22 protein-coding genes are annotated in these 22,375 nt (G+C 64.7%); 13 read left to right on the top strand and 9 right to left on the bottom strand.

What is annotated here, in order from left to right; translation table 11 throughout:
- Positions 1 to 65 precede the first annotated feature (65 nt).
- The 6 genes from ACOZBP_RS00925 (at position 66) to ACOZBP_RS00900 (ending at position 4,370) form a co-directional block, all read left to right on the top strand.
- Positions 66 to 1,682, top strand: a complete 1,617-nt coding sequence (locus ACOZBP_RS00925; protein ID WP_422674585.1) for a response regulator — start codon at positions 66 to 68, stop codon at positions 1,680 to 1,682.
- A 123-nt stretch (positions 1,683 to 1,805) separates the two neighbouring features.
- Positions 1,806 to 2,288, top strand: a complete 483-nt coding sequence (locus ACOZBP_RS00920; protein WP_422674584.1) for a PaaI family thioesterase — start codon at positions 1,806 to 1,808, stop codon at positions 2,286 to 2,288.
- Complete coding sequence (locus ACOZBP_RS00915) at positions 2,285 to 2,692, top strand: PaaI family thioesterase (protein WP_422674583.1); 408 nt, start codon at positions 2,285 to 2,287, stop codon at positions 2,690 to 2,692. Before ACOZBP_RS00920 ends, ACOZBP_RS00915 begins: the two co-directional genes overlap by 4 nt.
- Before the next feature lie 112 nt (positions 2,693 to 2,804).
- Positions 2,805 to 3,152, top strand: coding sequence for a hypothetical protein (locus tag ACOZBP_RS00910; RefSeq protein WP_422674582.1), 348 nt, complete (start codon positions 2,805 to 2,807; stop codon positions 3,150 to 3,152).
- 90 nt (positions 3,153 to 3,242) lie between these two features.
- Complete coding sequence (locus tag ACOZBP_RS00905) at positions 3,243 to 3,677, top strand: hypothetical protein (protein ID WP_422674581.1); 435 nt, start codon at positions 3,243 to 3,245, stop codon at positions 3,675 to 3,677.
- Between the two features lie 60 nt (positions 3,678 to 3,737).
- Positions 3,738 to 4,370: a S24 family peptidase gene (locus ACOZBP_RS00900; protein ID WP_422674580.1), complete on the top strand. Its 633-nt coding sequence runs from the start codon at positions 3,738 to 3,740 to the stop codon at positions 4,368 to 4,370.
- 107 nt (positions 4,371 to 4,477) lie between these two features.
- On the opposite strand, the gene ACOZBP_RS00895 is transcribed toward ACOZBP_RS00900, so the two are convergent.
- Complete coding sequence (locus ACOZBP_RS00895) at positions 4,478 to 4,957, bottom strand: SH3 domain-containing protein (RefSeq protein ID WP_422674579.1); 480 nt, start codon at positions 4,955 to 4,957, stop codon at positions 4,478 to 4,480.
- 200 nt (positions 4,958 to 5,157) lie between these two features.
- Complete coding sequence (locus ACOZBP_RS00890) at positions 5,158 to 6,828, bottom strand: lysine--tRNA ligase (RefSeq protein WP_422674578.1); 1,671 nt, start codon at positions 6,826 to 6,828, stop codon at positions 5,158 to 5,160.
- Positions 6,829 to 6,950: 122 nt separating this feature from the next.
- On the opposite strand from ACOZBP_RS00890, the gene ACOZBP_RS00885 reads away from it, so the two are divergent.
- On the top strand, positions 6,951 to 7,856 hold the full coding sequence (locus ACOZBP_RS00885) for a hypothetical protein (RefSeq protein WP_422674577.1): 906 nt from the start codon (positions 6,951 to 6,953) through the stop codon (positions 7,854 to 7,856).
- Here ACOZBP_RS00885 and ACOZBP_RS00880 read toward each other — a convergent pair.
- The 3 genes from ACOZBP_RS00880 to ACOZBP_RS00870 form a co-directional block, all read right to left on the bottom strand.
- On the bottom strand, positions 7,853 to 8,311 hold the full coding sequence (locus ACOZBP_RS00880) for a MaoC family dehydratase (protein WP_422674576.1): 459 nt from the start codon (positions 8,309 to 8,311) through the stop codon (positions 7,853 to 7,855). The two genes, ACOZBP_RS00885 and ACOZBP_RS00880, sit on opposite strands and share 4 nt — an antisense overlap.
- A gap of 90 nt (positions 8,312 to 8,401) precedes the next feature.
- Entirely contained in the window at positions 8,402 to 8,872 is a 471-nt protein-coding gene (locus ACOZBP_RS00875; RefSeq protein WP_422674575.1) for a hypothetical protein, read from the bottom strand.
- 30 nt (positions 8,873 to 8,902) lie between these two features.
- A complete protein-coding gene (locus ACOZBP_RS00870; RefSeq protein ID WP_422674574.1) occupies positions 8,903 to 9,322 on the bottom strand; it encodes a hypothetical protein in 420 nt (139 codons plus the stop codon).
- A gap of 107 nt (positions 9,323 to 9,429) precedes the next feature.
- On the opposite strand from ACOZBP_RS00870, the gene queA reads away from it, so the two are divergent.
- The 3 genes from queA to tgt all read left to right on the top strand — a co-directional run bounded on the left by queA (position 9,430) and on the right by tgt (position 12,384).
- A complete protein-coding gene (gene queA, locus ACOZBP_RS00865) occupies positions 9,430 to 10,536 on the top strand; it encodes a tRNA preQ1(34) S-adenosylmethionine ribosyltransferase-isomerase QueA (RefSeq protein ID WP_422674573.1) in 1,107 nt (368 codons plus the stop codon).
- Positions 10,533 to 11,003, top strand: a complete 471-nt coding sequence (locus ACOZBP_RS00860) for a hypothetical protein (protein WP_422674572.1) — start codon at positions 10,533 to 10,535, stop codon at positions 11,001 to 11,003. Before queA ends, ACOZBP_RS00860 begins: the two co-directional genes overlap by 4 nt.
- A 265-nt stretch (positions 11,004 to 11,268) precedes the next feature.
- Positions 11,269 to 12,384, top strand: coding sequence for a tRNA guanosine(34) transglycosylase Tgt (tgt, locus tag ACOZBP_RS00855; protein ID WP_422675463.1), 1,116 nt, complete (start codon positions 11,269 to 11,271; stop codon positions 12,382 to 12,384).
- On the opposite strand, the gene ACOZBP_RS00850 is transcribed toward tgt, so the two are convergent.
- Positions 12,381 to 12,941, bottom strand: coding sequence for a hypothetical protein (locus tag ACOZBP_RS00850; RefSeq protein WP_422674571.1), 561 nt, complete (start codon positions 12,939 to 12,941; stop codon positions 12,381 to 12,383). The genes tgt and ACOZBP_RS00850 overlap by 4 nt on opposite strands.
- A 128-nt stretch (positions 12,942 to 13,069) precedes the next feature.
- On the opposite strand from ACOZBP_RS00850, the gene ACOZBP_RS00845 reads away from it, so the two are divergent.
- Positions 13,070 to 13,357 (top strand): hypothetical protein, encoded by a 288-nt coding sequence (locus ACOZBP_RS00845; RefSeq protein ID WP_422674569.1) that lies wholly within the window; start codon positions 13,070 to 13,072, stop codon positions 13,355 to 13,357.
- A 70-nt stretch (positions 13,358 to 13,427) separates the two neighbouring features.
- Here the strand turns inward: ACOZBP_RS00845 and ACOZBP_RS00840 are convergent, their stop codons facing one another.
- From ACOZBP_RS00840 to ACOZBP_RS00830, 3 genes are all read right to left on the bottom strand, one after another.
- Entirely contained in the window at positions 13,428 to 15,611 is a 2,184-nt protein-coding gene (locus ACOZBP_RS00840) for a TonB-dependent receptor (protein WP_422674568.1), read from the bottom strand.
- A 369-nt stretch (positions 15,612 to 15,980) separates the two neighbouring features.
- Entirely contained in the window at positions 15,981 to 16,463 is a 483-nt protein-coding gene (locus ACOZBP_RS00835) for a hypothetical protein (protein ID WP_422674567.1), read from the bottom strand.
- Positions 16,464 to 16,578: 115 nt separating this feature from the next.
- Entirely contained in the window at positions 16,579 to 19,572 is a 2,994-nt protein-coding gene (locus tag ACOZBP_RS00830) for a TonB-dependent receptor (RefSeq protein ID WP_422674566.1), read from the bottom strand.
- A 222-nt stretch (positions 19,573 to 19,794) separates the two neighbouring features.
- Here ACOZBP_RS00830 and ACOZBP_RS00825 point away from each other — a divergent pair, with 222 nt between their 5' ends.
- Together ACOZBP_RS00825 and ACOZBP_RS00820 are read left to right on the top strand one after the other, a co-directional pair.
- Positions 19,795 to 21,471, top strand: a complete 1,677-nt coding sequence (locus tag ACOZBP_RS00825; protein ID WP_422674565.1) for an FAD-binding dehydrogenase — start codon at positions 19,795 to 19,797, stop codon at positions 21,469 to 21,471.
- A 24-nt stretch (positions 21,472 to 21,495) separates the two neighbouring features.
- On the top strand, positions 21,496 to 22,374 hold the full coding sequence (locus tag ACOZBP_RS00820; RefSeq protein WP_422674564.1) for a bile acid:sodium symporter family protein: 879 nt from the start codon (positions 21,496 to 21,498) through the stop codon (positions 22,372 to 22,374).
- Position 22,375: the final 1 nt, after the last annotated feature.

The following is a 22,375-nucleotide window of genomic DNA, read 5'->3' as shown; positions in this document are numbered from 1 at the left end:
TCGCCTTAACCCTTCTGCAAAGGATTTTCAGCAAGTGTGAACCTCCATTGTGGAGTGCCGGCCGCATGCCGACGATCGAAGTGCTGACCGAGCGCGTAGAGCCGGTGACCGCCACCACCATGGCGGTCGAGGTTTTTGCGCGCTTCCAGCGCGAGCCTGACACCCTGGTCATACCAGTCGTCGACGGTGATCGTCCCCTGGGCCTGATCGAGCGCGCCGACTTCATGATGAAGCTGGCCGGTCCCCTGGGTCAAAGCCTCTACGGCGCGCGCGAAGTCACCCACATCATGGACGACGAGCCGGCGGTCGTCGAAGCCGGCGTCCGCATAGACGCCTTTTCCGACATCATCCTGAAAAGCGGGCCGGGCGCGCTGATGCGGGGCTTCATCGTCACCCGCAACGGCGCCTACCGGGGTGTCGGCACGGCCGTCTCCCTGCTGCGCGCCGTCAACGCCATCCAGCGCGAGCAGAACCGCGACCTGACCGAGCAGGTGCGGATGTTGAACAATGCTGAAATCCAGGCAGCGGCGACCGCGCGCGCCAAGAGCCAGTTCATGGGCCTGATGAGCCGCGAGTTGCGCACGCCGATGAACGGCGTTCTGGCGGTGGCTGAACTGCTGCGCCGTCAACCGCTGAACGACCCCGCCATCGCCCACGTTCAGACCATCATCGATTCCTCCGAGACCTTGCTCGGCACCTTGCAGGACGCCCTTGATCTGGCACGGGCCGAGGCAGGCGAACTTGAGCTGGCGATGGCTCCCACGCCGCTCCGCGCCGTCATGGACGAGGTTCAGATCCTCTGGGCGCCGCGCGCGGCCCAGGACGGCGTCACCCTGCTGATCGGTTATGAGGGCGACACCGAACTGGCTGGCATGCTGGACGGCCCCCGCCTGACCCAGGTCTTCAACAACCTGATCGGTCACGCCCTGAAATTCGCCCGCAACGGCATGGTGGAAGCCAGCCTGAAGGCCTTGGTCATTGGCGATCAGGTCCGACTGGAAGCGCGCGTTCGCGACGATGGACCCGGCCTGGACGCCGCCCGGATCGAGCAGATTTTCGACCATGCCGCCGGCCCCGACGGCGCGGGGCTCAGCCTGTCGATCAGCCGCCATATCGTCGAAAAGATGAACGGGCGCATCTGGGCCGAGAACAATGTCGGCCGCGGCGCCACCTTCGCCTTCGACCTTTCGGCGCCGCGCGCCATCATCCAGCAGGACGAACCGTCGAACATCTCCAACCTGGACGAGTTGGATCTGCAAGCGCGCCCTCACATCCTGATCGCCGACGACAACGCGACCAACCGCGTCGTGGCCCAGGCCCTGTGCGAAATGTTCGGCTGCACCTCCGAAACGGTCGAGGACGGTCAAGAGGCTCTGGAGGCCGTCCAGTCCCGCCCGTTCGACCTGATCCTGATGGATATCAAGATGCCCCGGATGGACGGCGTACAGGCGACCCAGGCCATCCGCGCCCTTCCTGGCGAAAGCCGCAACATCCCCATCGTCGCCCTGACGGCGAATGCCGACCCCGAGGATGCAAGACATTACCTGGCTGTCGGCATGGCGGCGGTGGTCGAAAAGCCGATCAAACCCGAACGGCTGCGCATGGCGATGAACGCGGCGCTTGCCGCTCCGGCCGCCCCCGCGATCGAAGCCCACCCCGCCCGAAATCGGCCGGCGGCCTGACCGCTCGGCCGCGCGCCCCACTGACCGGGCCGCTAGCGCTATAGACAGCCAGAGCGTCGCACGCCACCAAGACAGGGCTGCGGCCCCTGAAAGACCGCAGGCCGCCCGAACAAGGACGTGTCTATGTCGGATCAGTTCCTGACCACCCTTTTGCCGCAACTCGCCTCCGGAGCGGCCCACACCCACGCTCTCGGATTTCACTATGAAGGCCTGGAGGGCGACCGTGTCCGCCTTCGCCTCCCCTATCGCGAGGATCTGGTCGGCGATCCCGAAACCGGCGTCCTGGCGGGCGGTCTCGTCACGACACTCCTGGACCATGTGGGCGGCCTCGCAGTCTGGGTCGGACTGAACACCTACCAACCCATCGCCACCCTGGACCTGCGTGTCGACTACATGCGCGCGGCTATCCCCGGCCGGGATCTGATCGCCGAAGCGCGCTGCTACAGGTTGACGCGCAGCATAGGCTTTGTTCGCGCCTGGGCCTTCGAAGACGATCCTGGCGACCCCGTGGCCGCCGCCCAGTCCGCCTACGTCATCAGCGCGGAAGGCGACCATCGCGCCGGAGCCAACCTGCGCGCCAAGGCCGGCGCTGGAGACGCCGCATGACCGCGCCCCTGCTCGACAGCCTGCCATACGCCCGCTTCCTCGGGCTGAAAACGCAGCTCAACGGCGATGATCTGACAGTCGTCATGCCGTTCGCCGACCATCTGATCGGCAATCCCATGCTGCCGGCCCTCCATGGAGGATCAACCGCCGCTCTTCTGGAAATGACAGCCGTGGCCCAGGTGTCGCTCAGCTACCCCCGCTTGCGACTGCCCCGCCCGATCAACGTCACCGTAGCCTACCTGCGATCGGGCCGCCCCAGCGACGTCTACGCACAAGCCCGCATCAACAAGGCCGGCCGACGCGTCGCCTATGTCGTGGCCGAGGCCTGGCAGCATGGTCGCGATCAACCCATCGCCGCCCTGACGGCCCACTTTCTGCTGGACAGCCAGGACGATACAACCTGAGGAAGCAACCGCTACCTAAGATTGAATATAACTTCTGGTAAACAAAACGCTACCAAACACGCTTAACACGCGTTAAGAAACGGTGGTGTTTTCTTTATTGAGGGGTAAAGTCATGGACCGCACTGAAGTGATTGCTGGCGTCGCCAGCGAACTCTACGCCACCGAAAAAGCGGTGGATGACGCCATCACCCACGCCACCACCCTGGTTCAGTCGATGATCGGCGCCCGCGCCGCCTTGTCGATCTCGCCGGTTTCGGGCGCTGCCTCACAAGCCAAGGCTGTTGAGGCCATCATGGCCCTGAGCACCGCTCGCGAAGCCGTCGTCGCCTGCCACGCCGAGCTTCAGAAAGACCACCGCCGCCTCGGCTATGGCGTCTACGCTGCCGGCCCGCTGAACAAACCTGATCAGTGGGACGACCGTCCGATGATCCGCAAGGCCGACCATCTGCGCGTCGCGTGAAATAATGGTAACCTAGAGGATCGGCTCTCCGGTTCTCGGTGAATCTGCGATATGTTCGCCCCCATTGTCTTGCGACAGTGGGGGCGAACCATGTTTGAGACTGTAGCGGCCTATATTGGCGCCGCCTTCATGGTCATTGTCGGCATGTTCGCTCTTCTAAAGGGCGGACCCCCGGAGAGAATCGGAGCGGGCGCCTACCTGTTCGCCTGGTTTGCTTCAGTGATGGTCCAGACCTCTGGCGGCTACTTCGGCGTTCAATGGGGCGTGTTCGCCATCGACGTCGCTGTTCTACTCATCTTCATCGCGATGGTGTGGAAGGCGCCCCGGTCTTGGCCCGTCTGGGCCTGCGCTTTGCAACTCCTGGCCGTGACCAGTCACGTCATGCTGATGATGAAGCTGCCCACCCCGATTTCGGCCTTCTATACCGTCGTCAACATGACCGGCTACGGCATCATGCTGGCCATCGCCGTCGGAACCTTCTGGGCCTGGCAGGAACGACGCGCCATTGGCGTAGACGCTGACTAGGTGGATATTCCTATCTCTATGCGATAGTTTCACGGAAATAGGCTCTCCGAGGAACCGTCCGTGCCGCTGTCTCACGCCAAGCTCTGGAACGCCCTGGACGCCCTGGCGCATCGCGAGGGCACGTCGCCGTCCGGTCTGGCGCGTCGCGCGGGATTGGACGCCACCAGTTTCAATCCCTCAAAACGCTTCGGCCCCGGCGAGCCGCCGCGCCCGCGTTGGCCGTCGACCGAAAGTCTGACCCGGGTTTTGGAGGCGACCGGCCTGTCTCTCGGCGCGTTCGCCGATCTGGCCGGCGACGCCCCCGTAACTCGCTCCATTCCATTGTTAGGCCTGGCCAAGGCTGGCGCAGACGGCTTCTTCGACGACGCCGGTCTGCCGCTGGCTGAAGGGTGGGACCAGACCGACCTGCCGACGCACAGGGATAGCCTGTTCAGCCTGACCATAGACGGCGACTCCATGACTCCCCTTTATCGCCAGGGCGATCGTGTGATCGTGGATCTGGAGGCGTCCGACGTCCGGCGCGGCGATCGCGTCGCCGTACGCACCGCCGAGGGCGAGACCCTGGCCAAGGAAATCGCAGCGATGAACGCGCGCGAGGTCACCCTCTCCTCGATCAACCCCGCCTATCCGCCGCGCACGGTCCGTCGCCATGACATCGTCTGGATGGCGCGCATTCTATGGGTCAGCCAATAGCCGTCCGGAGTGCTGTTCAGGTCGGCCTGAGGGCTCTTAGCGCACAAAGTAAAAGAGCCGCCCCAGGGGGACGGCTCTTCCTGATCAACTGATCAACTTTAGTCGCCTTAGTTCGGGGCGACGTGGTGCGCGTTCACCCAGCCGCCACCGGCGATCTGGACCCACTCGCCCTGCGAGCCGACGGCCGTAAAGGGTTGGCCGGACGACAGGCTGCCAGCCTGACGATAGTTGGTGCCCGGGCCGGTGCGGATGCGCAGATTGGATGTTGCGCGATACGAGTTGGCGGCGGCCTGGTTGGCCGAACGCGCACGCTGCTGGTTGCAGCCGACGTAGGACCCGGCGGCGGCGCCTGCGCCAGCGCCGACTACCGCCCCCAGAGCGCGTTCATTCTTGGACACCTGGCTGCCTGCCAAGCCGCCCAGAACAGCGCCAATCGCGGCGCCGGCGCGCTGGCGGCCGCCGGGCGCGTCACAGTTGGTGATGCCGTTGGCTTGAGGCATGGCGCTGGCGGTCATCGGCACGGCGGCCGAACCCAGGGCAGCGAACATTGCGGTGGCGGCCAGGCCTGCCTTGAAGAATTTCGACATACTCTCTCTCCTGTCATCGAGGGTCGTGGGGGAGAGAATGCGCCAGTGAAGCTGAAGGCTCCCCCCGCGTCGTCGTTATATTCGGTTCATCTTTGATAAGCCTGCCGGAGCCCATGTGGCCTGCCGCCTGCGGGCGACCTGAGATCGGCAGACTGGAGCGGACAAGCCGCCGCAGTTTCCTGCGGCGGCAATATTCTAAGTCAGGCGGCCAATTCGCCGTTCGCTCCGGCTTCGATCAGAGCGATGGTCTGAGGCAGACCATAGATGGCCGCGAACGACCCGAAGCGCGGCCCCTGCGAGGCGCCCAGCAGCACCTCGTACAGCGCCTGGAACCAGGCCCGCAGCGGTTCGAACTCATGCGCCTTGCCGACCGCATAGACCTCGCCCTGAATGGCCTCGCCGTCGGTCGTATCGGCCGGCAGGGCCTTCAGACGGTCTGCCAGGTCCAGCAGCGCCGCCTTCTCCTTGTCGTCGGGCAGACGATAGGTCTTCGAGGGCTTCACGAAGTCCTCGTAGTAGTTCAGCGCATAGCCCATCAGGCGATCCAGCACCGGCTCGTTCTCGGGCGTGGCGTCGGGCAGGTATTTGGCGAAATAGGCCCACAGCTGGTCCTTGCTGGAGGCGTTGGCCACGCCCACCAGGTTCAGCAGCAGGGCGAACGACACCGGCGAGGCGCTCTCGGGCGGCTGGCCTGAGTGTATGTGCCAGACGGCGTTGTCGATCTGCTTGGCCGGTTCCTGCGTCTTGTACTGCTCGATGAAGGACAGATAGTCGTCCGTCGCGCGCGGAATGACGTTGAAGTGCAGGCTCTTGGCCGACTTCGGCGACTGGAACATGTACCAGCTCAGACTCTCGGGCGTGCCATAGCGCAGCCACTCGTCCATCGTCAGGCCATTGCCCTTGGACTTGGATATCTTCTTGCCCTCGACGTCGAGGAAGAGCTCGTAGTTGAAGCCTTCCGGCGGCGTGCCGCCCAGGGCGCGACAGATCTTGCCGCTCTCGCGCACGCTCTCGATCAGGTCCTTGCCCGACATCTCGTAATCGACGTCCAGCGCGGTCCAGCGCATGGCCCAGTCGGGCTTCCACTGCAGCTTCACATGGCCGCCGGTGACGGGAACCTCGGTGCGGCCGCCCGCCGGGTCGTCAAAGACGATTGTGCCGCGCTCGACGTTGCGCTCCAGCGTCGGCACCTGCAGCACATGACCGGTGATCGGGCTGATCGGCAGGAAGGGCGAATAGGTGGCGCGGCGCTCCTCGCCCAGGGTCGGCAGCATGATGCCCATGACCTTGTCGAAGCGCTCCAGCAGCGTCAGCAGGGTCGCGTCGAACCGGCCCGACCGATAGGTCTCGGTCGAGGACATGAACTCGTAGTCGAAGCCGAAGCTGTCGAGGAAGGCGCGCAGGCGGGCGTTGTTGTGCGCGCCGAAACTGTCGTGCGTGCCGAACGGATCGCGCACCTTGGTCAGCGGCAGATGCAGGTCCTCGCGCAGCATCTCCGGGTTCGGCACCCCCTCAGGCACCTTGCGCAGGCCGTCCATGTCGTCGCTGAAGGCGATCAGGCGCGTGCGCCAGTGGTCGCCGGTCAGGGCGCGGAAGGCGTTGCGCACCATGGTAGTGCGCGCGACCTCGCCGAAGGTCCCCATGTGCGGCAGGCCCGACGGACCGTAGCCCGTCTCCAGGATCACCGGCCGGTTCAGCGCCTCAAAGGTCGCCAGAGCCTCGTCCGTCTTGCCCGCATCGATCAACAGCTTGGCCGCATCGCGCTCCGCGTCCGACAGCCGTTTCTTGAGCACGTGGGCCAGCAGGTTGCGCGCTTGCTCAAACGGCCACGAACGGGCCTCACGGGACAGGGTTTCAAGGTTCTGAAGCATCAACGGGCTTTGACGCCTTGCGCGCGCGGGGTCAACCGCAGCGGGCGGATCAGAGCCGCGCCGCCCTTACATGACAGGTATTTAAGTAGGCGTGGCTCGCTCACCGTGTTCACCCATGCCCCATGATCGAGTTGAACCGCAGATTCGCGCTTCTCAGCGGTTTTTCCGCGGCCGGATGCGCGGCCGGCCCGCCACCACCGAAAGGCGTATCCGAGTTCAGCTTGGCGCTACAGGCTCGCCTACCTCGCCGACCGCCCTTTCTGGCCATCTTCGAATACGGCGACCAGACGCTGGGCTTTGTAGCGGCAAGACATTCCATCGACGGTGATCATCCAACCTTTGCGTTAGTGCGAACCGCCTTCAATGCGGTCCAGCCGCGCGCAGTCATTATCGAAGGCATTGAAACTGCCCACGGCGAACGCCCACGCCAGATCGTAGATCAGGCTAGCCGCCTGAACGCGGCTTCAACCCCCTTCGCGGCAGGTGAAGCCGTTTACACGGCGCAGCTGGCGATGGACCGCGACATTCCCTTCTGGGGCGGAGAGCCGTCCGACCAGGCCATCTACGCCGCCTTGTTGGCCGGGGGCAGCGCCCCTCAGGACGCCTTCTACGCCTCCCTCTTTGGCCCCCTTGAGCAAAGCCGGCGGGAGGGCGACATCACCGGCCCCGACGATCCCCGCTTCGACACCGTCTTTGAACGCTGGGCCCGGTCAAGCGCGCGCGGCCTGACGCCCTCGCCAGACCCAAGCGTCGGCGCATTTCGAGCTTGGTATCGCGACCGCACCGGCCTCGACCTGAACGCCGATCCAGACTGGTTGGCAAACCACGATCCCGACTATGCAGGTCCCGTCCAAAAAGAAAACAAGCAGCATATGATGATCAGGGACCAACACCTGTTCGAGCTGATCCTATCCCGGCTGGAAACCCACGACCGCATCCTCGTGGTTTACGGCGGCAGCCACATTGCCACGATGTGGCGTCCTCTTGTCCGCAAACTGGGACGCCCGCGTCTGTTCGGAGGAGCCTAGAGCCGCGATTGGGCGTTTCTCGGCAACTGCATCTGGTTTTCGAAACTCATGGCCAGATCGCCGTCCTGATTCGTGACCCAGGTCTTGGTGCGGACTACGCCGCGATCGGGTTGGCTCTTGGAAGGGCGGATTTCAATGATCTCGCGCCGAACGGTCAGAGTGTCGCCAGGCCGCACAGGCCGCACCCACCACAGGGCGTCGATATTCATGCCGAGCAGCGGCGTATCGCCAAAATAGCGAGCATCGACAAATTCCCGCATGACCCGCGAAGCGACGTGCCAGCCGCTGGCGATCAGACCGCCGAAACGCCCCTCGGCGGCGACAACCGGGTCGATGTGCATGGGCTGGGGGTCGAATTGCCGGGCGAAGGCGACCACCTCGGCCTCGGTGATGACGAAGGGCTCGCCCGTCCAGCTTTCACCGACCGTCAGGTCGTCCAGATAGCGGTCGGTCATGGCAATCTCGCAAAACATGGCCTCTCGGGCCTGGAACAGTCTTCGGCTTTGATCTGGTGATCGTCGCCGGTCAACTGGTCCGACTAGACGTCATCGGCCACGTCCTACGACGGCGGCCACGATCGCCGCGCCCGCACTCACGACCAGCAGATCCTCGATCAGTCCGCTCCTGGTCTGGCCCAGTCGCGCCATGGCCTTCTTGCGGCCGCTCAGGGTCAGATAGGCGAGCGGGACGGCGGTCGCGACCGCCAGCGCAGCTCCGGCGCGTTCCCGCCCATGCGGCGCCAGGGCCGCCCCGGCGATACCGGCGCTCATCACCCGCGCCAGCAGGCCCAGGAAAACCGTCCGATCAGGCGCTGACTTCATCTTGTCGCCCAACAACTCGCCCACGCCCATGGCCAGCGCGCCGAACTTGAAGACGGGATGGTTCAGCAGGACCAGTCGACCCGGCGTCGGTCGATGCGCGAGGCGAGCGGCGGCCAGAGCCGCCATGGGGGTCATCGAGCGGGCGCTGGCGACGCCGCCGATCAGGACCGAGGGGAGCAGGGACGAAGTTTTCATCCTCGTCCAACACGGCATCCGCGTGAAGGTTCAGCTCTCGGCTTCGACGGGAGCTGTTTCTTCGTCCGCGCCGCCGGGCACGGCTATGCAACGCTGACGCGTGCCGCCACCCGCCGCCGGCTCCACGCGCGGCGCCACGGAGCTGACCGTCGTCCCATCCGACGCATAGGTCGCCAGGAACTGACAACCGGTGTGCAAATCAGTCAGCACATAGACCCCTGGCTGATCCGTCTCCGTTTTCGCCAGACGGGCGCCGACCACCATCTGCAGGGCGCTGGCGGGGTTCTCCATGATCTGCTGCGCCTGGGCCGAGCGGGTGTTTATCGCCTGGGCCGCGGCCTCCGCCTGGGCGGCGGTGTCCTGGATGTCCTGAAGGGCCGACGTGTCCACCTCGCAAGCGGAAACAAGCAGGACCATGGCGGAAACTGCAGAAGCGATAATGACTTTCATGACCCCTTATCTCCCGCCGCGCCGCCGGCGTCAGTCGGACACAAGGTCACGGCGCGTCCGCCCTCCGTCTTGACCCGGAGGCCTCCTCGTGGCCTTTGCCCCACCTCATGCTGACCTCAGATTTCGACTTCGACCTGCCCGATGACTGCATCGCGCTGCGCCCTGCCGAGCCCCGTGATTCCGCGCGCCTGCTGGTGGTGAAGGACGGCGCGCTGGACGACCGGATCATCCGCGACCTGCCGGACTTCCTTCAGCCCGGCGACGCCCTGGTGTTCAACGACACACGCGTCATCCCCGCGCGCCTGTCGGGCGTGCGCCAGCGGCCCAATCCGGTGGTCGGCGGTCAGGAAGGCGAAATCCTGACCGTCGAGGTCGAGGCCACCCTGCACCACCGCGACGCCCCCGACGTCTGGTCCGCCTTCATGAAGCCGGGCAAGCGCATCAAGCCGGGCGACCGCATCCGTTTTGGCCGTACCAACGACGCAGCCTGCGAACTGGGCCGCCTCGACGCCACGGTCGAGGCCAAGGATGAAGACGGCCTGGTCACCCTGCGCTTCGACCTGGCGGGTCCAGCGCTGGACGACGCCATCCGCGACGTCGGGGTCATGCCCCTGCCCCCCTATATCGCGGCCAAGCGGCCCGAGGACGACCGCGACCGATCAGACTATCAGACGGTCTTCGCTGCGTATGACGGTTCGGTCGCCGCCCCGACGGCGGGTCTGCACTTCACCCCCGCCCTGCTGGAGGCCATTCGCGCGCGCGGCGTCGCCACCCACGCCGTGACCCTGCATGTCGGCGCCGGCACCTTCCTGCCGGTCAAGGCCGACGACACCGCCGACCACAAGATGCACTCCGAGTGGGGCGAGGTTTCTTCTGAGACCGCCGCCGCCCTGAACGTCGTCCGCGCCAAGGGCGGCCGCATCGTCTGCGTCGGCACCACCAGCTTGCGCCTGCTGGAAAGCGCCACCACAGAGGCCGGCGTGGTCCAGCCCTTCCACGGCGACACCGCCATCTTCATCACGCCCGGCTACCGTTTCCACGCCTGCGACGTGCTGATGACCAACTTCCACCTGCCGAAATCGACCCTGTTCATGCTGGTCAGCGCCTTCGCCGGGCTGGAGACCATGCGCGCCGCCTACGCCCACGCCATCGACAGCGGCTATCGCTTCTATTCTTATGGCGACGGGAGCCTGCTGTTCAGGAAGGACGCATGACCGACGACCTGCCCGACGATTTCGCCGCCTCGCTCGACATCCTCGCCTCGGCGGCGAGCGATATGCAGGACGCGTGGTGGATCTTCGGCGGGGCGGCCATGGTGCTGTGGGGTCTGCAAGACTGGCGCGCGCCGGACATCGATATTCTGTGCAGTCCGCGCGACGCGCGGCGCCTGATCGAGGGCCTGCACGGTCAGGTCACGCCCGATCCCGGCGAGGGCCTGTTCCGCTCTCAGGTCTTCGGCCAGATCCTGACCACGCCGGTTCCGCTAGACGTCATGGCCAACATGGACGTGCGCGCCGGGGGCGACTGGGTTCCCGTCACCTTCTCGACTCGCGTGCCGATCGTGCTGGAGGACTTCACCGTCTTCACCCCCTCGCTCAACGAGCAGATCGAGACCTGCCGCCTGTTCGGCCGCCCCAAAGACCTGCAACGCGCGGAAATACTGGAAAGCCTGCGGGGCTGAGGCCGCACTTCATCCTCCCCCGTTCACGGGGGAGGGGGACCGCGTAGCGGTGGAGGGGGCGGCTGCACGCACACCTTCGGCCCCGCGACACATGACCAAAGCCAGAATTTTTAGCCGCAACGCTGGTTCCGCCCCCTCCACCATGCTCCGCATGGTCCCCCTCCCCCGCTTCGCAAGGGAGGATCGCATCCAAGCCTGATGACAGACGCGCCGTTCCGTGGTTGAGCACTCACAAATTCCGGCGCGCCGGGATGAGCGGAGTTACCTGTTGCCCTTTCCCTTCCAGATCAACGCCACCGAAGGCCGAGCCCGCACCGGCGTGCTGAAGACCCCGCGCGGCGACATCCGCACCCCCGCCTTCATGCCCGTCGGCACCGCCGCCACGGTCAAGGCGATGACGGTGGATCAGGTCAAGCAGACCGGCGCCGACATCCTGCTGGGCAACACCTACCACCTGATGCTGCGCCCGGGACCGGAGCGGATGGAGCGTCTTGGCGGCCTCCACAACTTCATGCGTTGGGACAAGCCGATCCTGACGGACTCGGGCGGCTTCCAGGTCATGAGCCTGTCGGGCATTTCCAAGCTGACAGAGGAGGCCGTGACCTTCTCCAGCCACATCGACGGCTCCAAACACGTCCTGACGCCGGAACGCTCGATCCAGATTCAGGCCGACCGCCTCGGCTCCGACATCGTCATGCAACTGGACGAATGCGTCGCCTGGCCTGCCGAAGAAAAGCGCGCCCGTCAGGGCATGGAGCTGTCGGCCCGCTGGGCGCAGCGCTCCAAGAACGCCTTCGGCACGCGGGATGCGCAGGCCCTGTTCGGCATCCAGCAGGGCTCGACCTATGAGAACCTGCGCCGGGAATCATCGGAACGGCTGCAAGAGATCGGCTTCGACGGCTACGCCATCGGCGGCCTGGCCGTCGGCGAAGGCCACGAGGCCATGTGCGAGGTGCTGGATTTCGCCCCCGAGTTCCTGCCCAAGGACCGCCCCCGCTACCTGATGGGCGTCGGCAAGCCGATCGACCTGGTCGAGGCGGTGTATCGTGGTGTCGACATGTTCGACTGCGTCCTGCCGACCCGCGCCGGCCGTCACGGTCAGGCCTGGACCTGGGACGGGCCGATCAACCTGAAGAACGCCCGCTTCGCCGAAGATCAGGACCCATTAGACATGGGCGTGATCTGCCCGGCGTCCAACGACTATTCAAAGGCCTACCTGCACCACCTGATCCGCGCCGACGAAATCCTGGGCAAGATCCTGCTGAGCTGGCACAACATCGCCTTCTTCCAGGCCCTGACGGCGGCCATGCGCGAAGCCATCAGCGAGGGCCGTTTCGAGCAGTTCCGGCGCGACTTCCGCGCCCGGCACATGAAAGCCTAGGGCCGGACCCGACGTGGCGCAAAGCCGGCGGGCGCCGCCGGCGGGGCGCAGTTGCGCTGCATCCCCACGCCCTTCAGGAAGGCGCGACGACGCAGGCCCGCCTGAATGGCCGACTGAACATGCTTGCTGTGCGCGTCCGCCCCACTCAGCCGCCGCACCCAGCTACGCGCCGGGATGAAGTCGGTGACCGCGCCACGAACCGCGTCCAGCGTGGCGGAAGCCGCCGCGTCGGCCGCCCGCTCGCTCATATAGGACCCGTCCTGCGACGGCGGCGCGTCTGTGTCCGGCCCCAGGGCCTCGTCCAGCCGTGCAATCTCCGCGGCGATGGTTCGGCAATGGTTGAGGTTGCGCAGGTCATAGGGGTTGGATTCGGCTTGAAGCAGAATGGTCGGAACCTCCTGCCTGCGCAGGTTCAGGTCATCCAGCGGCGCCGTGACCGCATTCCCCAGGCCCGCGCCAACCTGCTCCGCACCGCCGCGGGCCGAGGCCCCGGCGTTACACCCCGCAAGGATCAGGGACAGGGAAACAACGGCGATGGTGGAAAAAACTGAACGCATGAGGCCTTAAACCACACCGCTCTCTAACGGTGAAGGCTCGGGCGAAAACCTTGGCGATCGACCTGAAATCAGCCCTGCCGCCAGTGTGATCAGAGGATGTGTCACGCCTTCAGGGAACCGGAACGGTCTTGGGTCGTTTGTTGCGCCAGTTCGAGGAAAGCGTCGTGAATTCATACTTCTGCATCGTTAACATGCCGGGCGTCCCCGCCCGTGAGATCCGCGTGCTGAATGCAGGCGATGACAGCGCTGCCCGGGAGGCCCTTCGTCCTGTCGTCACCGAGTGGATAGGCTTCGACACAATCCTTCTCTATCAGGGTGAGCGGTTTATCGAGGTGGTGAGCAACCCCCATCTCGGCTTCCCCCAGAATGCGCTGCCATTGCCAGGCGCCCAGGTCCTCTGGGACGAAGCCGCCTGACATGAGGATGGTGGCTCCTCAAACTTCCCTATAGGCAAGGACGCTCCTGCCCGCCGTCGCGCACCACGGTTCAGAAGCGTCGTTGCAGGCTCAGACGAACCGTGCGTCCGATCGGATCCTGTACATCCCGCCCGTAGCCCGGCGCCGGCGAGCCGTCCCCCATATGGGCGCCAGGCCGCGCGTCGAGAAGATTTTCGATCTCGAGCGCCAGTTGCAGCCCGCCGCTTCGTCTGCGTTGCGAGCCGCCCTCTCCCGGGCTGGTCCGTCCAGTCGACGAGGTCATCTGAAAACTGAACTTCATGTCCACGGCGGTGAAGGGTTCCGTGATCAGATCACGCGGCGCGTCCTGACCGCTGGAACTCCGTGTGCGAAACCCGCCTTGCCACCTGGCCGAAGCGTTGACACCCCACCGGCCTCGCCGCGCATCGACCAGTATCCGGGCGTCCCGCCGCGAGATTCCGCCGCCATCGCCTTTCAGGCGATCCAGATCCGGCTGCCCCGCCAACAGGGCGACGGTACTCCTCAGACGGAAGCTATGGCTGAGCGCCACACGCAGGATTGTGGCCTCGCTCCGCGCCCCCCCCGGAGGCCGCGGCAGGTTGAAGTTCAGACTGGTGGTCAGGCCTTCCGTCAAGGTCGAGCGCAGATTGAGCGGCCGGTAGTCGACGCTAAGCAGGCGCCCGTCGCCGTCCCGCTGGAAACGATCCGGAAAGGCCGCTTCGACCTCGGCCGTCAGGTTCGGTAGAGAGCCGATCCCATTACTCGATTCCAGGCGCTGATAGCCGAGATTAGCCGACAGGCTCCATGAGGTCAGCGGACCCACGGCGGCTGTCAGAGACAGATTTTTCGATTTCGGCGATTGCAGATCCGGGTTGCCCCCTCGCAATGGAAGCACCTCCACCGCCTCCCCGCTCATGAAGTCGAACACCACGACTGGCGGCCCGTAATAGACCGGCTCAAACCTCTGCGCTTCAGGCACGCCGTCCGTCGATGCAGACCAGGTCGCATTGAGCAACAGGCCCTTGCGCGGGGTCCAGGCGACGGCTCCGCTCACCTCATCGCCGCCGCCTGCGCTGGAAGCCCGCGCCCCCCCGCCCACCGTCGCCAGCAGATCCCCGAGCACGCGCCCGCTCCACGTCTCGCCATTGGCCTTTGACAGGGTTGCGGTAAGCGAGGCTCGCGCTTCGCGCGCATTGAAGTCAATCACGGTTCGAGCCCGGTTCTGGTCCACAACCGACCGGTTTTCCGACAGGTTGGCGGCGATGTTGGCGACCATTGGCCCAGCGAACAGGTCCATCAAGGTCCGATCGGCCGTGAGGGCCAGACCGATCGATTGGCTTTCGCTTCTCCGGTCTGAAATCCCGTCTTCGCGAGCGCGAGAAGCCTGGGCGTTCAGGTTGGTCTGCACTGACCAGCCGACCATCTGGCCGTTGAATCCGAGCGCCGCGCCCAGCCTCTCCGAGCGGAGGCCGATCTCCACGACGTCCGCCCCGAAGGGCGCGACGGAGTGGCTTTTCCGGGTCTGGCCGTTCAGGCTGAAGACGCCGGACCAGGCCCCGAACGACCGTGTAAGATTGAGGTTGGCGGCGGCCAGATCAACGCGGGGCCGCAGAGTGACGGCGTCAGGCCCAGGGCCCTCCCCGCCGACCCACTCAATATCCCGATCCCTTTCCTCGGCCCTCAGGCTGGTGTCGCGCGACAGACGGGCGCCCCATTGCTGCGTATTCTCACCGGCGATCGCGGATCGACGCAGATCGCCCGACAACGAAGACGTCCCCCCCTGTGTCGGCCGCCCCCCGACGATACGAAGGTCGTGGCTGGAAAAGCGCCTTTGAAGAACCAGGTTGATCACGCGTTGGCCAGGGGCGCCGCCATAGAGAGCCGCGGCGCCGGGCGGCAACACCTCCGCGCGCACCAGGGCGTCGGGAGGAAAGCCGGAAAAGACTCCCGGATTAGCGACCCGCTTTCCGTTGATGATCACCATGGACGCCCCCCCGCCGCCCAGCGTCTCGTTCAGGCGTTGCAACACCTCGCCGACGTCCCAGGCGCCCAGGGCGTCGATCTCGGCTCCGTCCAGCTCCGTTTCCGGCGGCACGCGGGCGGCGCCGCGCCGGGCGCGCACATCGACGTCGTCAACCCGAACCGGCTCGTCCAGGCTTTGCGCTGCAATCTGAACTTCGGCCTGGCCCGGGGTCGGATCGCCTCCCCCAACCTCCCCCAGGGTGACAAGACCGATCAGCGACAGCCACACCATGCCTACTCCGCCGCAGCACGAGGCTGCCTGTACTGACGACTACACCCGATTCTCGTCCCGGCCGTCATCACCCGGTTGCTAGCCTTCGAAGAATAGTCCGGAGCGGCCGCAGCGCCCGTATTGCCCGATCCAGAAAGCAACCACTTCGGAGCAAGAAGAGCCGGGAGCCCAGGGGCGCCCGGCGAGTTCAGGAACACGGTATCAATACTCAGATCGACATGAGGATGTGGCCGCCATCGAAGGCGGTCAGTCGCTGAATCTTCCACACCAAGAAGATGCCCGCCCGCCATCGCGGATATCGATACAGGCGGCCGGAGAAAGAAGGCGCCCTGCGGCGCCTTCTCCTGGTCATGACCCAGCCGGACCGGATCAGGACGCGTCGAGCGTCGCCCAGTTCACGGTGCAGTTGCTGGGGGTGCCCGACAGCACTTGCGGCCCCGCGATGTCAATGTAGTGGCCGCCGCTGGGGTTGTCGGTCACATCGGCGACGATGCTGCCAGAGCAGTTGCCGCCGAGCACTGTCGTGGCGCCGGCGCCGGTGATGGTGACGATGGTGCTGGGGTGCGAGGCAGCACCCACGGCGATCCAGGGACCGCTGTTGGGATTCACCAGGGTGCCGCAGAACCCGCTGGCGCCGCCGCCGCCGCTGAAGGCCAGGCCGGTCAGATGCACATCGCTGCCGACGACGGTTGCGGTCGCCGAGAAGTTGCAGGTGATGGTGATCGACTGGCTGAAGTTGATCTGGCCCGTCACGGTCCCCGTAGCGGGGAAGGGCGTGGCCATGGCCGGCGCCGCGGACAGCGACACCAAAGCAACAGCCGAAGCCAGAGCAGTCAAACGAAACTTATTCATGTCAGCTTCCTCCATTATTCATTGAACAGGCGTTATTTACCGCCCACTTTTTAAAATAAAGGCACTCACGCTTGCTACTACATCAACCTAACATAGAACTTCTACAACTTAAAATTTAAAACAGCTTTTTTACACTGAATGCAAACAATCTTGGATCCAGGGTAAACACGTTCGCTGTCAGCCCCGTATCATCGCTGTTCGTGAACATGTCGGTGATCGGCGTCTCGTCGAATACGTTCTTGACATAGGCCGAGAAGATAAGATCGCGCGATTCATTCTCCAGCGACACGGAGATATTGGCGTTATCCCAGGATTTGAGCTGATCGTACTCGGTGTTGAAGATCCGCGCATAGCTGCGATCTTGCCAATAGTAGTCGCCACGAACGGTCAGATCCCATCCGCCGACGAGGAAGGTGTACTGCGCGCCCAGGTTTGCGGTCCAATTCGGCGAGTTCGGCAGTTCGTTCCCGCCCAGATCCGCCATGAAGCCGCGACCGCCATTCGGCGCTTCGGTCAGACCGTCATAGGTGAAGCCATACAGGGAGTAGAGCGGAAGGAAGGTCTCGAACGCCGGATTGAAGGACCCGTACCGCTTCGATCCCGAACACAGCCCCTGCAAGGCGTACATGGTCATTTCATCCCCGCGGTTCGCCTTGATGATCGTCTCCACATGTTTTGTCGGGGCGATACAGTTCGAAGGCACCTGGACCCAGGGGCGCAGAACCGTCCAGTCGGCGTTGCCCTGGGTGCGGTTCATCACATCGATCGAACCCTCGCCATCGCCTATGCGCGTATTCAGATAGCCGATGTTGGAGTCGATACGGAACCTGTCGGTCACGTGGAAGATGCCCTCCAACTCCACGCCCCAGATCTTCGCGTCAAAGTTCTCGTTCAGAGAGATGCGATCGACGATCTGTGAGACCTGATAGTCCTTGTAATCGTAGTAGAAGGCGTTGGCGTTCAGCCGGAAGCGGCCGTCATGGAAGGTGTTCTTGGCCCCGATCTCAAAGGCGTTGACGTACTCGGGATCAAAATCTTCGGCCAGCGGCTGATACTGAATAACCTTGGGGTTGATATCCACACGCGGCGGGTTGGTGCCGCCACCCTTGTAACCGCGCGCATAGGAAGCATAGATCAGGGTGTCGTCGGTGAAGGACAGGTCCGGTTTCCAGTCCAGCACGAAGCGGCCGGTCATCGCCCCCCAGGATTGCTTGACATCGGGTTGGGCCGGGTAGCCCTGACTGACATAGCCGCCGGACTGAACCGACTCGCTGCCGTCAAGGGTCGCCCCCATCAGCAACTGGCTGGGATAGGGGGTCGTGATCTTCTGATCGTCGGTATAACGCAGACCCACCGTCAGGCGCAGATCGGGACGAAGGTTCCAATAGCCCTCGCCGAAGACTGCCCAGGAGCGGACTTTCACTGCGTTCTTGCTGCGGAAGTAGTTGTGGCCGTCACCCGCCAACTGACTGATCGGCGTCCGATCGACGTAAACGCATTCCTTCCAGCGGGTCACGTTGGTGCTGTCGCAATTCTGCGTCACCAAACCCTGAGTGGTCGTCACATTGGGGTTAACATTGTAGAAGTATTCGGCAATCAGACTGAAAAGGTTATTGAAAACGTAGTAGTTATCCTCGGTCTTGAAATCGAGGTAATTGGCGCCAAGGCTGAAGTTGAAATTTCCGTCGTAGCTCGACTGTAGGCGAAGCTCTTGTGACCACTGCCTGTTATCCGAGACGCTCAGATCCGCGCTGATCATGCGGCTGGAAGGACCCAGTTGCGGATCGGTATAGACGCCCCCCGGCGTTACCTTGGCGCCGCCCCCCACGACAGGCCGCCCGCGCGGATCGACGAAGGCCTGTGTTGAATCCGCGAAAATCGGATTGCTGACAAAGCGATTGTAGTCCTGCGTCGACCAGAAATCGTCCTTGGCATAAGCGGTCTGGGAAATCAGGGACAGGTTGTCCGAAAGCTTGAACGCCATATTGAGCTGAACGACATCGTTCTCGGCCCGGAACTTCGGATCATAGGCGCTGGCGATCTCACGCAGATCCCGTGACTGGGTGACGCCGGCGTAGGGGTCCGCGCGATAGTTGACTGCGTTGATCGTCGTCAGACGGTTGGTCGCCGGCCGACCATACTCGATGATGCCCGCCATAAAGACGTGACCGAAGGCCCCGCCGTTCGGTGAATCATAGGCGGCGTCGCTGAACAGGGTGCGCGGCAGGCAGCCCTGGCTCAGACGGTTCTGAACCAAGCTCGAGGTGATCGCGGTATTGCCGACCCGGGTCGGTCCAGGATCCTTGGTGCAGAGTTGTTTGCCGGTGCGCGACCGCTCGTCGTCCTCGCCGAAATGCTCCCAGATCAGGTTGGCGTTGAAACGATCACTGGGCTCCCAGGCCGCCGACAAGCGGGTGGTGAACAGGTCGCGATTGTTCACGTGCCGCTCGGTGAAGGTATTGTAGTCGAAGCCGTCACGCTTGGTCACGCTGGCGGCGCCGCGCACCCAGAAGGTTTCCGTCAGCGGGATATTGACCATCATCTGGCCGCGCACGGTGCCGTAGTTGCCGACCTCCGCCTTCATCATGGCGTCGAAGTCGGGCCCCGGCAGATTAGGGATCATGTTGACCACGCCGCCGGTGGCGTTGCGGCCGTACAGCGTGCCCTGCGGCCCCCGCAGAACCTCGACGCGATTAACGTCCAGATATTCCTGCTCGAACAGACGATTCCGGGTCAGGGGCGTGTTGTTGAAACTGACCGCCACCGCCGGGTCGGAAGAGGCCGAGATCGCCTTGGTCCCGATGCCCCGGATCGAGAAGTTATACATGCTGAAATTGGATTTGGAGAAACTGACGTTCGGGATGGCCCGCATCAGCTCGGAGCCGCCCTCAATCTTCAGCGCGTCCAGATTCTCGGCGGAAAAGGCCGAGACGGCGATTGGCACGTCCTGGATGGATTCCTCGCGCTTCTGCGCCGTGACGATGATGTCGTCGACGGCCGATGCGGGCTCGGTCCCCCCGGTTGTCTGCGCCAGCGCTGGCGCCGCAATCGACAAGGCGAGAATGGATACAGTCGCAGCCAAGCGCGCATGAACGACGGATGTCGCCATTTAAACCCCTCCCCAGGGCGCGGTCCGTTCCCCAACGGATCCCGCAAACGTTTCCACGCCGCCGATATGGTTCCGTCTGCCGGGGCGGCGCCGGCAGCGGTTGCCCTCAGACCACCACGCTACTCACCGACTTGTCAATACGTATTAACAAGCATGTTGACCAAGGAAATCCTCGTTTCATATTGACATACATGTTAGCCTTGACCGCAGGGGGATTGGTTCATGGACGCGGACGTCATCATCGTAGGCGCGGGACTGGCCGGACTGGTCGCGGCGAACGAATTGGTCTCAGCCGGCAAACGGGTGGCTCTGGTCGAGCAGGAGAACCTCTCCAATCTTGGCGGACAGGCCTTCTGGTCATTTGGCGGTCTGTTCCTGGTCGATACGCCTGAACAGAGACGACTGGGCGTGCGCGACAGCATCGACCTGGCCTGGCGCGATTGGCGGGGCAGCGCCGGCTGGGACCGGCTAGAGGGGCCGCTGGCCGAGGACGAATGGGCCGTCCAATGGGCCCGCGCCTATGTGGAGTTCGCCGCAGGGGAAAAGCGATCCTGGCTGAAGCAGCACGGGATCAGCCTGACGCCCATGGTCGGTTGGGCCGAACGCGGGGCCGGACAGGCGTTCGGCCATGGAAACTCGGTCCCGCGCTTTCATGTCGCATGGGGCACGGGAACGGGCGTATCGGAGCCTTTCGCCAATCGCGCCCATCAGGCGGCGAGCGACGGACGTCTGACCTTTCACCACCGTCGCCGGGTCGATGAACTGCTGGTCGAAGGCGGGCGGGTCACGGGGGTGACGGGCGCGGTCCTGGCCCAAGACGCGGCGCCGCGGGGCGCCGCCTCCAATCGCCAGGTCGTCGGCGACTTCACGCTGAGGGCCGAGGCGGTCATTCTGGCTTCGGGCGGCATCGGCGGCGATCATGAAAAGGTGCGCCGCTTCTGGCCTGAACGACTGGGCGCGCCGCCGAGGCGCATGATCACCGGGGTGCCGGCCTATGTCGACGGACGGATGCTGGACATCGCGGGCGAGGCCGGCGCCCGGCTCGTGAACCGCGACCGCATGTGGCACTACGTCGAGGGGGTGCAGAACTGGGCCCCCATCTGGCCGAGCCACGCCATCCGCATCCTGCCAGGGCCGTCGCCGCTCTGGCTGGACGCCCTGGGGCGGCGGCTGCCCTCGCCCGCCCTGCCCGGCCACGACACCATGGCGACGTTGAAACACCTGCGGACGACGCCCGACCTGGCCGAGCACGACCACTCCTGGTTCATCGTCAGCCAGAAGATCCTGGAAAAGGAATTCGCCCTGTCGGGATCGGAGCAGAACCTCGACATCACCGACCGCAAGCTGCTCAAGGTGCTGGCGTCCCGTCTGGGCCGGGGCGCGCCCCCCGCCGTCGACGCCTTCAAGCACAAGGGCGCCGACTTCGTCTTCGCCGATGATCTGGAGACCCTGGTGGCGAAGATGAACGGCCTGACCGATCGCCCCCTGCTGGACCCGGCTCTGATCCGGCGTCAGGTCGAGGACCGCGACGCCCAGATGGACAATCCCTACGCCAAGGATTTCCAGATCATGAGCATCCACAACAGCCGCCGCTATCTTGGCGACCGCCTGGCGCGGACGGCGACGCCGCACCGGCTGCTTGACCCCAGGGCCGGGCCCCTGATCGGGGTCAGGCTGCACGTCCTGACGCGCAAGTCGTTGGGCGGGCTTCAGACGGACCTGTCGAGCCGGGTTCTGACTGCTGACGGCACACCGCTCGAAGGTCTTTACGCCGCAGGCGAGGCTGCAGGCTTCGGCGGCGGCGGATTACATGGTTACAATGCGCTGGAAGGCACCTTCCTGGGCGGGTGCATCTTCTCGGGCCGGGCGGCGGGGCGCGCTCTCGCCGGTCGGGTCTGAGGGTTCTCGGGGGAGGAAAAGACCATGGATTCACCCTTGGCCATGATCGGTCTGCCGGTCGCCCTGGGCGTCATCATGTTCGGCCTGGGGCTGGACCTGACGCCCGGCGATTTCGCCCGCATCGGCAAGCGGCCAAAGGCGGTCGCCCTCGCCCTGACGTGTCAGTTGCTGCTCCTGCCCGCCATCTGTTTCGGCTTGGTGCTGCTGTTCCGCCTGCCGCCGGTGCTGGCGGTGGGGATGATGTTGCTGGCGGCCTCGCCCGGCGGGACCACGGCCAATCTCTACAGCCATCTGTTCCGCGGCGACGTGGCGTTGAACATCAGCCTGACGGCGATCAACTCGGTCATCGCAGTCCTGACCCTGCCCGTCATCGTCAACCTGTCGATCGCCTGGTTCCAGCCGGGCGACATGACCGTAGGCCTGCAACTGAAGAAGACCATCGAGGTCTTCATGATCGTGCTGGCCCCGGTCGCCCTCGGCATGCTGGTGCGCGGATTCAAGCCCGGTTTCGCCAGCGCCATGGACAAGCCGGTTCGGCTGGCCTCGGTCGTCATCCTGACCCTGGTGATCGCCGGGGCGGTCGTCTCCAACTTCGCCGTGCTGAAGGACGACTTCATGGCCCTGGCCGGCATTGTCGTCAGCTTCTGCATCCTCAGCCTGGGTATAGGCTTCATCGTCCCGCGCCTGTTCCGCATCAATCGCGAACAGGCGATCGCCAGCGCCTTCGAGGTCGGGCTGCACAACGCCACCCTGGCCATCGTCATCGCCGAGTCGGTTCTGGCGGTCCCGGACATGTCGCTGCCGGCGGCGGTCTATGGCGTGCTGATGTTCCCGCTGGCGGCGGTCTTCGGCCTGCTGATCACCCGTAGACGGTCCTCAACAAGGGCTGTGGAGACGGGCTAGA

Origin of the sequence: Brevundimonas sp. NPDC058933, assembly GCF_049315965.1 — a bacterium.
GTDB lineage: Bacteria > Pseudomonadota > Alphaproteobacteria > Caulobacterales > Caulobacteraceae > Brevundimonas.
The sequence above is the reverse complement of the archived record's forward strand: the minus strand, read 5'-3'. Positions and strand labels throughout refer to the sequence as shown.

Excerpts from the sequence above, each read along its gene's own strand:
- ACOZBP_RS00925 (WP_422674585.1), top strand. The coding sequence starts at position 66 with ATGCCGACGATCGAAGTGCTGACCGAGCGCGTAGAGCCGGTGACCGCC.
- ACOZBP_RS00920 (WP_422674584.1), top strand. The coding sequence starts at position 1,806 with ATGTCGGATCAGTTCCTGACCACCCTTTTGCCGCAACTCGCCTCCGGA.
- ACOZBP_RS00915 (WP_422674583.1), top strand. The coding sequence starts at position 2,285 with ATGACCGCGCCCCTGCTCGACAGCCTGCCATACGCCCGCTTCCTCGGG.
- ACOZBP_RS00910 (WP_422674582.1), top strand. The coding sequence starts at position 2,805 with ATGGACCGCACTGAAGTGATTGCTGGCGTCGCCAGCGAACTCTACGCC.
- ACOZBP_RS00905 (WP_422674581.1), top strand. The coding sequence starts at position 3,243 with ATGTTTGAGACTGTAGCGGCCTATATTGGCGCCGCCTTCATGGTCATT.
- ACOZBP_RS00895 (WP_422674579.1), bottom strand. The coding sequence starts at position 4,957 with ATGTCGAAATTCTTCAAGGCAGGCCTGGCCGCCACCGCAATGTTCGCT.
- ACOZBP_RS00890 (WP_422674578.1), bottom strand. The coding sequence starts at position 6,828 with ATGCTTCAGAACCTTGAAACCCTGTCCCGTGAGGCCCGTTCGTGGCCG.
- ACOZBP_RS00885 (WP_422674577.1), top strand. The coding sequence starts at position 6,951 with ATGATCGAGTTGAACCGCAGATTCGCGCTTCTCAGCGGTTTTTCCGCG.
- ACOZBP_RS00880 (WP_422674576.1), bottom strand. The coding sequence starts at position 8,311 with ATGACCGACCGCTATCTGGACGACCTGACGGTCGGTGAAAGCTGGACG.
- ACOZBP_RS00875 (WP_422674575.1), bottom strand. The coding sequence starts at position 8,872 with ATGAAAACTTCGTCCCTGCTCCCCTCGGTCCTGATCGGCGGCGTCGCC.
- ACOZBP_RS00870 (WP_422674574.1), bottom strand. The coding sequence starts at position 9,322 with ATGAAAGTCATTATCGCTTCTGCAGTTTCCGCCATGGTCCTGCTTGTT.
- queA (WP_422674573.1), top strand. The coding sequence starts at position 9,430 with ATGCTGACCTCAGATTTCGACTTCGACCTGCCCGATGACTGCATCGCG.
- ACOZBP_RS00860 (WP_422674572.1), top strand. The coding sequence starts at position 10,533 with ATGACCGACGACCTGCCCGACGATTTCGCCGCCTCGCTCGACATCCTC.
- ACOZBP_RS00850 (WP_422674571.1), bottom strand. The coding sequence starts at position 12,941 with ATGCGTTCAGTTTTTTCCACCATCGCCGTTGTTTCCCTGTCCCTGATC.
- ACOZBP_RS00840 (WP_422674568.1), bottom strand. The coding sequence starts at position 15,611 with ATGGTGTGGCTGTCGCTGATCGGTCTTGTCACCCTGGGGGAGGTTGGG.
- ACOZBP_RS00835 (WP_422674567.1), bottom strand. The coding sequence starts at position 16,463 with ATGAATAAGTTTCGTTTGACTGCTCTGGCTTCGGCTGTTGCTTTGGTG.
- ACOZBP_RS00830 (WP_422674566.1), bottom strand. The coding sequence starts at position 19,572 with ATGGCGACATCCGTCGTTCATGCGCGCTTGGCTGCGACTGTATCCATT.
- ACOZBP_RS00825 (WP_422674565.1), top strand. The coding sequence starts at position 19,795 with ATGGACGCGGACGTCATCATCGTAGGCGCGGGACTGGCCGGACTGGTC.
- ACOZBP_RS00820 (WP_422674564.1), top strand. The coding sequence starts at position 21,496 with ATGGATTCACCCTTGGCCATGATCGGTCTGCCGGTCGCCCTGGGCGTC.